Below are 13,254 nucleotides of genomic sequence, written 5' to 3' on the forward strand. Positions count from 1 at the left end.
TGAGTCGCATGAACACATGGGTTGCTCTGAATCCAGCAGCGTTGGACAGCACTCAGCCCCTGGCCCTCAGCAGGCCAGCCCCCTGCTCCGTTCTATTGTCTTTTCCCCCTCCAAAACGCTATAATCCCTGCGATTGATGAAGAGAAGCCAGCGCACCATCCTGTACACCATCGGTGCCCTGCTGGTTGGTGCGGGTGCTTATTATGCAATGGATTCTGCACTGACGCTTTATGCACAGCGTCAGATTCAGGGAGAACTCTTCAACACCCTTTCCGGGCAGCGCATTTCCCTGGGGGATTTCCTGATCCGCTGGGATGGTCACAGCCTGAACGTGACCCACGCTCTGGAGCCAGAGCGCACCCTGTTCTCGACCCTGCCTGATCAGGGGTTCATTGCCTCGGCCATTGGAGAGGAAAGTGTCACCGAATCCGGGAATGCCCTGAGCATCACCGACCAGCGCTTCAACACCTGTCGGGACCAGACCATGAAACAGGTGGTTTCCAATGGGGGATACGCCCTTTTCAAAGGGAGGTTGCGCTGTGCTGGTGGTGGGCAAGTTCCTTATGAACTGGCCTTCGCCCTGAAAAGCAACAACCAGCTTGGGTTCAGCATCAAGGTGCAGGACCCCCGGTACAACCGCCTCTACCTGACATATGCTTCTGACCCGGATGAGCGCTTTTATGGTTTTGGTGAACAGTTTTCCCGCTTTGACCTGAAAGGCAGCAGACTGGCTGTTTTTGTGCGGGACCAGGGGGTTGGAAGAGGACTGGAACCCCTCACTTCCGGAGCCAATGCCCTCACCCAGTCTGGTGGAACCTGGGACTCCACCTCCATCAGCGTGCCCCATTACCTGACCAGCAAGATGCGCTCGGTGATGCTGGAAAACAGCGAGTACATGGTGTTTGATCTGCGAAAGAAAGACCGGGTGCACCTGCAGCTGTTTTCTGGAGAAATGCACGGCCAGATCCTGTACGGCAACACCCCGATCCAGCTGATCAAGGCCTACACCCAGGTGGTGGGACGCATGCGTGCCCTGCCCGACTGGATCACCCGTGGGGCAGTGGTGGGCATGCAGGGCGGAACCCAGAAAGTCCGTGAAGTCTGGGAGAAGTTGAAGGCCCTGGGCACCCCCATCTCAGCTTTCTGGTTGCAGGACTGGGTCGGGCAACGCAACACCCGTTTTGGCAAGCAGTTGTGGTGGAACTGGGAGCTCGACGAGGAGCATTATCCTGAGTTCAGAAAACTCACTGCGGACCTGCAAAACGCAGGCATCCGTACATTGGGTTACATCAGCCCGATGCTGGCAGATGCCTCCCGAAAACCTGGCGTGAAACGCAACCTTTTTCGGGAAGCCCTGGATCACGGGTATTTCGTTCGCAATGACGATGGAGAACCCTACCTGATCCAGTTGTCCGATTTCCGGGCAGGTCTGATTGACCTGACCAACCAGGAAGCTGCACGCTGGCTGACCGAAGTGGCTGAACAGAACTTGATCGGCAGTGGTTTTTCGGGCTGGATGGCCGATGGAGGCGAAAACCTGCCCTATTCGTCAAGGCTGTATGCCGGAGGAACAGGCAAGGACAACCACAACCTCTATCCAGTGATGTGGTCCATTTTCAACCGCAACCTCGTGGACCGCCAGAAGCACCCCCAGGATTACGTGTTCATGATGCGCTCGGGGTTCACGGGAAGCCCGTATTTTTCCTCCCTGTTCTGGACTGGAGATCAGCTGGTGAGCTGGGACGACCGGGACGGCATCAAGACCGCTGTGCTGGCCCTCCTCAGCAGTGGCCTCTCAGGGTTCAGCTTCAACCATTCAGACATTGGTGGGTACACCACCGTGAAAACCCCTCTGAAAAGTTACACCCGCAGCAAGGAACTGCTGAAACGCTGGATGGAGCTCAGTGCCTTCACCCCGGTGTTCCGCACCCACGAAGGCAACCTCCCAGAGGACAACGCCCAGTTCTATACCGACGATGAGACCCTGAAGCAATTTGACCGCATGGCAAAAGTGTACAAAGCCTGGGGATTCTACCGGACCCAGCTGATCGCAGAAGCCGCCAGCACAGGGGTTCCGGTGGTCCGTCCGATGTTCCTGCACTTCCCGAATGATCCTGAGGTGCTTGGGCTCTCCTACCAGCAGTTCATGGTGGGAAGCCAGCTTCTGGTGGCCCCCGTGCTGGACCCCGGCCAGGAAGAAGTGGAGGTCTACCTCCCGGCAGGAAGCTGGGTGGAAGCCTGGACCGGAGAAAGCTTCCTGCACGAAACAGGGGAGAAAGTCCGGGTCAAGGCTCCCATCGGGTATCCAGCGGTGTTCTATCCAGCAGGATCAAAGGTGGGCGAGATCTTCAGCCGCAACCTGCGCAATCTGGGCCTGATTCCCCTGGAGACACTGCAGCAGCACTGCCTGCACATCACTCCAGCTTGCCTTCCCTGAGCCTGCGGATGTTCAGGGGGTTGCTCTCCTGCAAGGCTTCAGGCAGCAGATCATCTGGGAAATCCTGATAACAGCTGAGCCGTGTGAATCGCACAATGGCCCGTGTGCCCACTGAAGTGCTTCTGGGATCTGTGGTGGAGGGATAGGGTCCACCATGCACCATCGCATGACAGACCTCCACACCTGTGGGGTATCCATTCACAATCACACGACCTGCCCGGTCCTGCAACACAGGCAGCAAGTCAGCAAAGGCTCTCCTGTCGCTGTCTGCAATGTGGGCACTGGCTGTCAGCTGTCCTTCGAGGTGCTGCAGAATGCTTTCCACCTCAGAGAGGGACTGGTACAGGCACAAAACCGTGCTGGGTCCGAACACTTCTTGTTGCAAGGCATCGTTCCAGTCTTTCGCTTCGACACGGAAGACATGAGCCGGGCAGGCTCCAGACCCCTGGGCCAGCAGGTCCACACCCGTAGATGTTTTCAGCTGTGTGATGCCAGAAGCGTAATGCTGTTCAATTCCTGAAGTCAGCAGGTGGAACGCACCTGTGGTTTCTGTAAGGGTCTTCAGTTCTTGCAAGAACACCTCACTGCCTGCTGGAACACAAACCAGTCCCGGATTTGTGCAGAACTGTCCAGCACCCAGGGTGAAAGAGGCATGAAGTCCTCGCGCCAGAGCTTCAGGCCGCTCGTGCATGGCTCCTGGAAAGACCACCATTGGATTGATGCTGCTCATCTCTGCGTAGACAGGAATGGGTTCTTTGCGTTGCTGGGCAAGTCTGGTCAGTGCAAGGCCTCCTGCCCGTGATCCGGTGAACCCCACCGCTTTCACCGCTGGATGCTGGACCAGAGTCTCACCAATCTGGTTGTCTGCACCGAACACCAGACTGAACACCCCCTCGGGAAGCCCACAGGACTGAACTGCTTTCTGGATGGCCTCTCCGGCCAGATAACCTGTTCTTGGGTGGGCATTGTGCCCTTTGACAATCACAGGACATCCTGCGGCCAGGGCACTGGCGGTGTCTCCTCCTGCAACAGAGAAAGCCAGTGGGAAATTGCTGGCCCCAAACACGCCCACCACCCCCAGAGGAACCAGCATGCTGCGGATGTCCGGTCTGGGAGGAGTGCGTTCTGGCAGAGCGGGATCAATGCGCGCATCCACCCAGGAGCCTTCTTGCACCACATCTGCAAAGAGTTTCAACTGCCCGGTCGTGCGGGTGAGTTCACCGTTCAGTCGGGCCATCGGAAGTGCTGTTTCCAGATGGGCCGCACTGGTGATCTCCTCCCGCACGTTTTCCAATTCAGCGGCTATCTGTCGCAGAAATGCAGCCCTGAGGTCTTTGTGCAGGTTGGCATAAGGGCGCACCGCTGCCTGAGCCCTTTCAAACACCTGCTCCAGTTCTGCGGCAGTGGTGAGGGGAACGCCCTCCAGACGTTCCCCGGTCACCGGATTGATGCCCTGTATCACGATTCCACCAGCAGAGAAGGACGGTTTTCGAGCGCTGTTTTCAACAGACCCCTGGCATATGCGGCTTCCTCAGGATTCAATTCCAGTCTGGGAGGACGCACCCGTGCAGAACCCATGCCCACCTCTTCCTGCACAAATTTGATGTACTGCACGAATTTCACCACCGTGTCCAGCCTCAGGAGGGGCAGGAACCACTCGTAAAGCGCCCGGGCTTCATCCCATTTGCCTGCCATGCTGAGGTTGTACAGGCGAACAGACTCCTCCGGGAAAGCATTGACCAGACCTGCAATCCAGCCTGTGGCCCCTGCAGAAACCCCCTCCACCAGCAGGTCGTCCACACCCACCAGGAGGGTCAGTCGGTCTTTCAGCAGGGCACGGATGCTGCTGACCCGGCGCACATCGGCACTGGATTCCTTCACGGCGTGCAGGTTTTCATGTTTTTCTGCGAGTTCCAGCATCTGTTCCGGCAGGAAGTCGGTCCTGTAAGCGATGGGGTTGTTGTACAGCATGCAGCTCAGGGAAGTCGCCTCAATCACACTGGACATGTGGTGTTTCATCTCAGCCCAGTCGGAAGAGTACACGTAAGGGGGCAGCACCATCAGGCCCCGACAGCCCACTTCTTCCGCAGCCTGGGCAAGCTGCACCGCTTCCCGGGTGGAGAGGGCAGCAATGCCTGCGACCACAGGTGCATCTCCTGCAGCCTCCACACAGGCTTTCAGGATCTCCACTTTCTCCTGAAAACTCAGGGTGGCACTTTCACCAAGTGAGCCCAGCGCAGTGATGCCTGTGCAGCCATGCCCCAGCATCCAGCGAATGTGGTTTTTCAGAAAATCAAAATCCACAGAGAGGTCTTCGTGAAAGGGGGTGGTGATGGCCGGAATGACACCTTTGTAATTCATGGGTTGGTTCATGGTTGTTCCTCCAGAAGCAGGTTTTTCAGTGGGGTGGCGAAAACGGGTGGGCGGCTTTGTGGGGCATCAAACCCCAGGAGGGTCTGGCAGATGGGACCGCAGGTTCTGCCCTGGCAGCCCCCCATCCCCAGACGGGTGTGCAGTTTGGCACTGCGCCAGCCGGAATGGCCTTCAAGCTGGGACAGTTGCACATCCTCACAGCGGCAGATCACAGTGTCGGGTCTGGCCCGTTCAAGAACTTCTTTTCTGAGGGCAAAGCTCTGTCTGAGCTTGCGGACAAACGATTGGGTTTTCTGGAGTCGGGGAACCAGCTTTGGGATGGGCTGACCTGTGGCTGCCAGACCTGCGATTTCACCTTCCAGCAGGGCCTTGTCCAGCCCTCCAATGCCAGTCACTTCACCGGCAGCGTAGACATCCCTGACTGAGGTCTTGCAGGTGTCGTCCACCTGAATGAAGCCCTGATCGACCTTGCATCCCAGTTGCAGGGCCAGTTCCAGATTGGGCACCAGACCATCCCCGACAGCAAGCAAGTCACAGCTGATCTGAAGTGTTTTTCCCTGAATCTGGCAGGTGACCGTTTCCAGCTTATGTGCTCCTGAAGCATGGAGCACATAAGCATCCGGGACATACCTGGACAGCAGGGCCGGTCCCATTCTGGCCGCCTGAAGCAGTTTCCCGGCAGACAGAGCTTGCAAGAAGGGGAGAAGCTGTGATCTGGGAGCCTGCTCCAGAATGTGCAGCACCTGTGCACCTTTCTGGTGGGCCAATTCGGCCACTGCGAGAAGCAGAGGGCCTGAACCTGCAATCACCACCTGTTTCCCATGAACATCCAGACCACTTTTGATCATGGCCTGCAGTCCTCCTGCCCCGACCACTCCGGGGAGGGTCCATCCAGGGAAAGGCAGAAACAGTTCACGGGCTCCGGTGGCAAGGATCAGCTTTTCAAAATGCAGGACGTGCCCTTCTACCAGCAAGGTCTTTTCACCCATGACTCCGGTGATGCCTGTCGAGGGAAGCCAATGAATCCCTGGTGGCAGGTCAAGGTCCTTGCGGTTTCGCCAGATCTGTCCTCCGGGTCTGGGATTGTCATCCAGCAGGGTGACCTGGGCGTTTCTGGATGCTGCTTTAGCTGCTGCGATCCCAGCAGGACCTGCACCCACAATCAGCACTTCAGTCTGCATTGAGCATCACCTGCATATTCTGCTGCACGATCACCTGACAGGTTTTCTCGGTTTTCCCATCGACCTGCAACCTGCATTCATAACAGACGCCCATTCCACACAGGGCTCCACGTGCCTCACCAGACACACTGTTCCTGAGTTTCCACATGCCCAGGTTCTGCAGGGCAGCCAGTACGGTGATGCCCTCTTTGACCTGAAAGGTTTTGCCACCCACGTTCAGTTCAGGCATGGGCCACCTCTCTTGTGGGCAGGTAGGGCCTCGGGTCAATCTGGCACCCTGCTCCGCTGATGTGCGAGAACACCAGTTCAGCGGTGCCCAGGGAGGTGGTGATGCCCAGACCTTCATGACCCGTGGCCAGAATCAGTCCTTTCCTTGCAGGATGTGGACCGATCAGGGGCAAACTGTCCGGTGTGGCAGCACGAAAGCCTGTCCACACACGGGTGACAAGCACCTCCCTCAGGGCAGGCATGAAGGTGGTTGCTTTCCTCAGCATGCGACTGAGGATGTCAAAATCCACCTTTCCATCGGGAGCATCAAATTGCCTGCTCGATCCGATGAGGACCTGTCCGGTGCTTCTGGGCTGCACATTGAAAGCCACACTGTCCCGGTCCGACCCATGGGCACTTTTCAGGTAGGACAGTTCCACAAGTTGGTGTTTCACCAGCCCGGGCATCCGGTCTGTGATCGCTAGATGCCCTTTTCTGGGTCGTATGGGAAGCTCTGGAATCAGCTTTGTGGATGGTACGCCAGCAGCAAGAATGATCCACGGGGCATTCAGAACCTCTCCACCCTTCAGTCTGACCCCCTGATCCAGAATTTCAGAAACCTCTCCTTCCATCACCTTCACCTGACTGCTTTCCAGAAGGTATGCAGCAACCCTGGGCGGATAGACCACACTGTCATTGCGGATCAGCAACCCTCCTTCCAGACCGTCTCGCAGATGGGGTTCAAGTTGTCTGAGCTGCGAGTTGGAAATCAGTTCTGCCTTCATTCCATGTTGCAGGTAACCAGCTTGTTTTCGGCTTGCCCCTGCCATTTCTTCCTCATCGGAGGCCACCCAGAGGGTTCCGGCATGCACACGCTCAGCATCTGCGGGCAGATCCATCCTGTCCCAGAGCATCTGGGAGTAATGGGTCAGGGCGAACTCGGGTTCATTGTCATCCATCACCACCACATGTCCCATTCCCGCTGCTGTCGCACCTCCTCCGATGCAACTGCGCTCGATGACCGCCACCTTCATTCCTGCACGGGCCAGGCGGTGGGCGCAGGCAGCACCAACAATGCCCCCTCCGACCACAATGGCGTCCGTGTTCATGCCTGAATGCCCCAGCAGTAAGGGTCCGTTTCGTCCAGCACCAGGACGCCCCGCATGTTCACGAAAGCCGTTCCGGTGATGCTTGGAACCACCTGATTGCCCTGCCACTGGTAAGTCCCCTCAAACACACTGCCGATGATGCTTTCCTGCTTCCAGACCTCGCCTTCCTGCAACTTGCCCTCTGCGGCCAGACAGGCCAGTTTGGCACTGGTGCCTGTGCCGCAGGGACTGCGGTCATAGGCCTTGCCAGGGCACAGCACGAAATTCCTGCTGTCTGCCTTCTCAGATGGTCCAAACACCTCGATGTGGTCGATCAGGGCCCCGTCTTTTCCAGTGATGCCCTGGGCCTCCAGGGCTTTCCGTACGGCCCAGGTGAAATCGGTGAGTTTCTCCAGGTTGTTGAATTCCACAGGAACCGGACCATCCTGAATCAGGAAAAACCAGTTCCCTCCCCAGGCGACATCTCCCGTCACGGTGCCGTATTCTGGCACCTCCACCTGCACCTGTTTCAGATGCCGGTACGCAGGCACGTTCTGCACGGTCACCCGTCCATCTTCGTGAAGGGTGGTGCGAACCACACCCACTGGGGTCTCCAGCAGGTGTTCTCCCGGAGTGATCCTGCCCATGGCCTGCAAGGTGCGAACCACCCCGATGGTGCCGTGCCCACACATCCCCAGCACACTGACATTGTTGAAAAAAATCACCCCGGTGACACAATCAGGATTTGTAGGTGAAACCAGCAGGGCACCCACCACGGTGTCTGAGGCCCTCGGCTCATTGCACACAGCACGCCTGAAGTGATCCCACTTTGTTTTGAAAACCTCTCTTTGCTCTGCCAGAGAGCCCTCTCCAAGGCTGAAAGGAAACGCCACAACCACGCGGGTGGGTTCACCTGCGGTATGGGAATCGATGAAAGGCACCTCCATGTCCTTCCTCCTGTCCCGGACCAGAAGATCACCATCCTCTGTCCGGATGAACTCGGTCTATGCGATTTACATTAATCCCTGGCATGCCATACTGTCTTGTAGAAAATGGATGCCAGAACTGCCCGTTTGATACAAATCCCACTTCCTGCCCTGGAAACCATCTTTGACCGCTCGCCCGACACGGTCTTTTTTGTGAAGGACACAGAAGGACGTTACCTCTCCGTCAACCAGACCCTGCTTGATCGTCTGGGCCTCAGGTACCCACAGGAACTCATCGGCAAGACCCCTACAGAAGTGTTCCCCCCCTCTCTGGGGATGGGTTTTGCAGATCAGGACCAGCTTGTGCTTTCTGGAGAAACGCTGCTGGACCAGCTTGAGTTGCACCTTTACGCTTCGGGCGGTGCAGGATGGTGTTTGACCCACAAGGTCCCGCTCACCGACGATGCAGGCAACATCTGGGGCATGATCGGCATCTCAAAGGACCTGGGCATGCCTGACATGACCGGAAGTGTGTACGCAGAGGTGGCCCGTGCTGTGCAATTCATCCAGACAGATTACATGCAGCCCCTGACCTTGCAGGATCTGGCAGATGCAGCAGGAATCACCATCAACAAACTGGAGCGCCAGATCCGCCGGATTTTTGGGATCACCACCTATCAACTGTTGTTGCAGACCCGCATTGAGCAGGCCTCCAGACTCTTAAAGACCACCCGGGACAGCACCGCTCAGATTGCGCTGGCCTGCGGTTTTTATGACCAGAGTGCTTTCTCAAAACAGTTCAAGGCTGCGGTGGGCATGACCCCCAGCCAGTACCGGGCGTTTCATGCTTTGCAAGACGGCTGACCCTGACCTGGACCCGCGTGCACTTGCCAGAATTTTGAACCCGGTTGTATGCTCTTTTCAGTTTTGTAACAAAATCTCTGGGGAGTACACTGAATTGTGACCAAAAACCGTCGTTCACAGGGCCGCATCCGGGGCCACATTTTTACCGTTCTGGGCATCATTTCCGCCCTCATCGGGGTGGGCATGCTGGTGGCCGGATACTACGTCAAGGATGTGATCATGCTGATCGGGGCTGCCTTTCTGGTCTGCTGTTACGGCATCTGGCAGTACAAATCTTCCGATTACTGAGCATTGAGATATCAAGAAAAACGCCCCTCTGATCAGAGGGGCGTTGCGTTTGAGGGCTCAGGTCAGGCTCTGGCCACAGCCAGTTTGCCACCCTCAACTTCAGCCACAAAACCGTCTGTGTTTCCAGAGAACAGCACATCCACAGAGAGGGTTTCCTCTGCGATGGTGTCTCTGAACGCCTGTGCAGCTTCCAGCATGTCACCAGAGAAATCCAGGGTCAGTCGAATGCGGTCACTGACCTCCAGACCTGCATCTTTGCGGGCATTCTGCACGCTGCGCACGATGTCACGCATCAGGCCCTCAAGTTCCAGTTCACGGGAGATCTGGGTGTCAAAGGCCACCAGGTACCCCTGGTCTTCCAGTGCAGCGTAGCCTTCGGGAGACTTGGCATCCACCAGCACCTCATTGGGCTGCAGCTCAAAGCGGACCCCGTCGGCCTCGACTTCAAAAGCGAGGTTGTCCCGGACCATGCGGGCCACATAACTGGCATCGGCCTGATCCAGGGCTTTTTTCAGCACAGGAACCTGTTTGCCCACTTTTTTGCCGACCACGGGCAGGTTGGGCTTCAGGGTGTACTGCACCAGATCGGCGTACTGGTCTAAAAGCTCAACTTCCTTGACGTTCAGTTCTTCCTTGATCTGTTCAACAAAGCGTCCCAGCGACTGGGTCTGCTCTTTGCTTCTGGCTCTGAGGAGCACCCTGGGCAGAGGCTGACGGTTCTTGATGTTGTTCTGACCACGCACGGCACGACCCAGAGCCACCACCCGGATCACGGCATTCATCTCATCGACCAGTTGGCTGTCCTTCAAAGCCTCGTTCACGGTGGGCCATCTGGTCATGTGCACAGATTCGGGGGCGTCACTTTTCACGGAGAGCACCAGATTCTGGTACAGCACCTCTGCGATGAAAGGAGTGAATGGAGCCGTCAGGTGGGTCACGGTCACCAGTGCTTCATGCAGGGTGGCGTAAGCAGAGAGGTCCACACCATCAGACTTCCAGAAACGGCGGCGGTTGCGGCGAACGTACCAGTTGGACAGGTCCTCGACCACAAAGTCCTGGATCAGGCGTCCGGCAGTGGTGGGGTCGTACCCTTCCAGGGATTTGGTGACATCCTCGATCAGCACCTGCAATTGCGCGATCAGCCAGCGGTCCACCTCCGGGCGGTCCTTGACTTCAGGGGCACTTGCCAGATCGGGTTTGTCCAGATTGGCGTACATCACAAAGAAGCTGTAGGTGTTCCACAGGGTCAGCAGGTAATTGCGCAGCGCTTCACCCACCAGTCCGGGACCAAATCGGCGAGACAGTTCAGGTGGGGCAGAGGTGTACATGTACCAGCGCACCGCATCCGCACCAAACGAAGAGAACATCTCCCAGGGGTCCACGATGTTGCCCTTGCTCTTGGACATCTTGAAGCCCTTCTCGTCCAGGATGTGCCCGCAGCAGATCACATCTTTGTAGGTCACAGAATCAAAGAGCATCGTCCCGATCTGGTGCAGGGTGTTGAACCAGCCACGGGTCTGGTCGATGGCTTCAGAGATGAAATCTGCAGGGTACCGCTCCTCAAAGACCTCTTTGTTCTCAAAAGGATAGTGGTACTGTGCGAAAGGCATGGCCCCGGAGTCGTACCACACATCAATCACGTAGGGCACGCGTTTCATGGGTTCGCCAGACTCGGGGTGGAACAGCACGATGTCATCCACCATCGGTCTGTGGGGATCAAAGTCAGGGCTCTTCGGATCGACGGCCCCTCTGGAAAGCTCAGCGAGTTCAGCGTAACTGCCGACCACGTAATGTTTGCCAGACTCGGTTTCCCACACAGGCAGAGGGGTGCCCCAGAAGCGGTTTCTGGAGAGGTTCCAGTCCACCAGATTCTCCAGCCAGCCACCGTAACGGCCATTCTTGATGTGTTCGGGGTGCCAGCCCACGGTCTGGTTCAGCTCGATCAGGCGCTCTCTGTACTTGGTGTTGGCGATGAACCAGCTCTCGGTGGCGTAGTACATCAGGGGCGTACCACACCTCCAGCAGTGGGGGTAACTGTGGTTGAAGTTGTGCAGCTTCCACAGGAACCCTTTTTCCTTCAGGTCCCGGTTGATCTGGCTGTTGGCATCCCGGAAGAACACGCCCTGCCAGGGACCGAAGCGGTGCTTGCCCTCATTGTCCACACCCACGATCACGGGGAAGCCATAATTGCGGGCCAGACGCAAGTCATCCTCACCGAAAGCAGGGGCGGTGTGCACAATGCCCGTACCATCGCTGTCGGAAACGTAAGTGTCCAGGCCGGAGAACCACACAGGTTTGCCTTCCCCTTCAGCCTCGTAAGCCTCGGAGTAAGGGGCAGTGTAAGCCACCCGTTCCAGTTCGCTGCCCTTGAAGGTTGTGACCACTTCTGCAGACTCCCCCAGAACTTTGTCCTTCAGGCTGGAAGCCAGGATCAGGACTTTTCCAGCTTCATCTTTTGCCGCGGTGTACTCAAATTCGGGGTGGATGGCCACACCCACGTTGTAAGGGATGGTCCAGGGGGTGGTGGTCCACACCAGGAAAGCAGAACCCTCAGGCAGGCCCAGTTTTTCAGGTTCCTTCAGGTCAAAGGTCAGGTAGATGGAGGGGTCCTGGATGTCCTTGTACCCGTCGCTCACCTCTGCGTTGGACAGGGTGGTGCCGTCCTTCGGGCAGTAAGGAGCCACACGGAAACCTTTGTAAAGCAGGCCTTTGCCGTTCAGTTCTTTCAGGGACCACCAGATGGACTCGATGTAGTCCTTGTGGAGGGTCATGTAAGGGTTGTCGAGGTCCAGCCAGTACCCCATGCGTTCGGTGAACTCACGCCACTTGTCCTCGAAGACAAAAACACTGTCCCGGCACTCCTGGTTGAATTTCGCAATGCCGTACTCTTCCACTTCACGCTTGGAGCTCAGTCCGATGCGCTTCTCCACACCAAGCTCAACAGGCAGACCGTGGGTGTCCCATCCAGCCTTGCGGGGCACGTAATACCCCTGCATGGTCTTGAACCTGGGAAAAAGGTCCTTGTAGGCCCGCGCCTGCACGTGGTGGATGCCGGGCGTTCCGTTCGCAGTGGGTGGTCCTTCAAAGAAGGAATAGGTGGGCTTGTCCTGATCTTCAACGGTTTTCTTGAAGATCTCTTTCTCCTGCCAGAACCTGAGGACACTCTCTTCAAGTTTGGGGAAACTGGGGTTGGATTCTACGGGTTTGAACATGCTGGGTTGCTCCTGTGAGGGGGAGATGGGGTTTTCTGGAGGAAACTCTTTTGCCGGGGGCCCAGAGCCGAGGGTCGAGGGCAGGGATCAAAAAGATTGGGTGGTTTCACTTGGACAGAAAAGGCCATAGCTCAAGCTTTTTTAGCTCTCGGCTCTCGGCCCTCGGCTTCGGGCTAATCCACAATGAACAGCTTCGCCCCTTGCGGTGCCCTGGACCTGTGGGCTTCAGCCTGATCTGCCACCTGATAGCTCATGCCGGGTGTAAGCGTGAACATTCTTCCATCTTCGAGTTCGGTGATCAGTTCGCCTTCTAAAACCAGCAGAATGTGGCCTTTTTTGCACCAGTGGTCGGAAATGTAGCCAGGGGTGTACTCCACCATCCGCACGCGCACATCTCCAAACATCTGGGTTCGCCAGAAGGCTTGCCCTGCTTCTGCTGAGTGCTCGGTGGGGGAGATGTCGTCCCACCGGGTGGTGTGAAAGGGCAGGTTTTCTATTCGCATCATCCCTCCTTCGCCTGAGCCTGTTCGCTCTGAAAAACGAAAATCCCGGCATTCCTATGCAGAAATGCCGGGACGTTGTTGACCAACGTGGTACCACCCGAGCTTCAAAAGCAGCTTTTGCTGACTTTCCTTGTTCTTTCCTCTGACGGGGGAGGTCCGTTCCGTTCTACTCAAA

At 57.0% G+C, this 13,254-nt stretch carries 11 protein-coding genes; 3 read left to right on the forward strand and 8 right to left on the reverse strand.

What is annotated here, in order from left to right; all coding sequences use genetic code 11:
* Positions 1-136: 136 nt before the first annotated feature.
* Positions 137-2,437: an alpha-glucosidase gene (locus DC3_RS19215; protein ID WP_146887204.1), complete on the forward strand. Its 2,301-nt coding sequence runs from the start codon at positions 137-139 to the stop codon at positions 2,435-2,437.
* On the opposite strand, the gene DC3_RS19220 is transcribed toward DC3_RS19215, so the two are convergent.
* Genes DC3_RS19220 through DC3_RS19245 form a run of 6 tightly spaced genes read right to left on the reverse strand, consistent with a single transcriptional unit; the run spans position 2,415 to position 8,233 of the window.
* The gene (locus DC3_RS19220; RefSeq protein WP_246130746.1) at positions 2,415-3,899 is read right to left on the reverse strand and encodes an aldehyde dehydrogenase (NADP(+)); all 1,485 of its coding nucleotides are present in this window, start codon (positions 3,897-3,899) and stop codon (positions 2,415-2,417) included. The genes DC3_RS19215 and DC3_RS19220 overlap by 23 nt on opposite strands.
* Positions 3,896-4,810, reverse strand: a complete 915-nt coding sequence (locus DC3_RS19225) for a dihydrodipicolinate synthase family protein (RefSeq protein WP_222594801.1) — start codon at positions 4,808-4,810, stop codon at positions 3,896-3,898. The genes DC3_RS19220 and DC3_RS19225 overlap by 4 nt, the downstream gene beginning before the upstream one ends.
* Positions 4,807-5,991 (reverse strand): NAD(P)/FAD-dependent oxidoreductase, encoded by a 1,185-nt coding sequence (locus DC3_RS19230; RefSeq protein WP_146887208.1) that lies wholly within the window; start codon positions 5,989-5,991, stop codon positions 4,807-4,809. The genes DC3_RS19225 and DC3_RS19230 overlap by 4 nt, the downstream gene beginning before the upstream one ends.
* The gene (locus DC3_RS19235) at positions 5,981-6,220 is read right to left on the reverse strand and encodes a 2Fe-2S iron-sulfur cluster-binding protein (RefSeq protein ID WP_146887210.1); all 240 of its coding nucleotides are present in this window, start codon (positions 6,218-6,220) and stop codon (positions 5,981-5,983) included. The genes DC3_RS19230 and DC3_RS19235 overlap by 11 nt, the downstream gene beginning before the upstream one ends.
* Positions 6,213-7,307: an NAD(P)/FAD-dependent oxidoreductase gene (locus DC3_RS19240; RefSeq protein WP_146887212.1), complete on the reverse strand. Its 1,095-nt coding sequence runs from the start codon at positions 7,305-7,307 to the stop codon at positions 6,213-6,215. The genes DC3_RS19235 and DC3_RS19240 overlap by 8 nt, the downstream gene beginning before the upstream one ends.
* On the reverse strand, positions 7,304-8,233 hold the full coding sequence (locus DC3_RS19245) for a proline racemase family protein (protein WP_146887214.1): 930 nt from the start codon (positions 8,231-8,233) through the stop codon (positions 7,304-7,306). The genes DC3_RS19240 and DC3_RS19245 overlap by 4 nt, the downstream gene beginning before the upstream one ends.
* A gap of 105 nt (positions 8,234-8,338) precedes the next feature.
* Here DC3_RS19245 and DC3_RS19250 point away from each other — a divergent pair, with 105 nt between their 5' ends.
* Together DC3_RS19250 and DC3_RS19255 are read left to right on the forward strand one after the other, a co-directional pair.
* Positions 8,339-9,076, forward strand: coding sequence for an AraC family transcriptional regulator (locus tag DC3_RS19250; protein ID WP_146887216.1), 738 nt, complete (start codon positions 8,339-8,341; stop codon positions 9,074-9,076).
* A gap of 96 nt (positions 9,077-9,172) precedes the next feature.
* On the forward strand, positions 9,173-9,364 hold the full coding sequence (locus tag DC3_RS19255; protein ID WP_146887218.1) for a hypothetical protein: 192 nt from the start codon (positions 9,173-9,175) through the stop codon (positions 9,362-9,364).
* 62 nt (positions 9,365-9,426) lie between these two features.
* Here the strand turns inward: DC3_RS19255 and ileS are convergent, their stop codons facing one another.
* The gene (ileS, locus tag DC3_RS19260) at positions 9,427-12,576 is read right to left on the reverse strand and encodes an isoleucine--tRNA ligase (protein ID WP_146887219.1); all 3,150 of its coding nucleotides are present in this window, start codon (positions 12,574-12,576) and stop codon (positions 9,427-9,429) included.
* A 173-nt stretch (positions 12,577-12,749) separates the two neighbouring features.
* Positions 12,750-13,082, reverse strand: a complete 333-nt coding sequence (locus DC3_RS19265; RefSeq protein WP_246130748.1) for a DHCW motif cupin fold protein — start codon at positions 13,080-13,082, stop codon at positions 12,750-12,752.
* Positions 13,083-13,254 lie beyond the last annotated feature (172 nt).

The sequence above is a fragment of the Deinococcus cellulosilyticus NBRC 106333 = KACC 11606 genome, assembly GCF_007990775.1.
In the GTDB taxonomy this organism is placed as follows: Bacteria; Deinococcota; Deinococci; order Deinococcales; family Deinococcaceae; genus Deinococcus_C; species Deinococcus_C cellulosilyticus.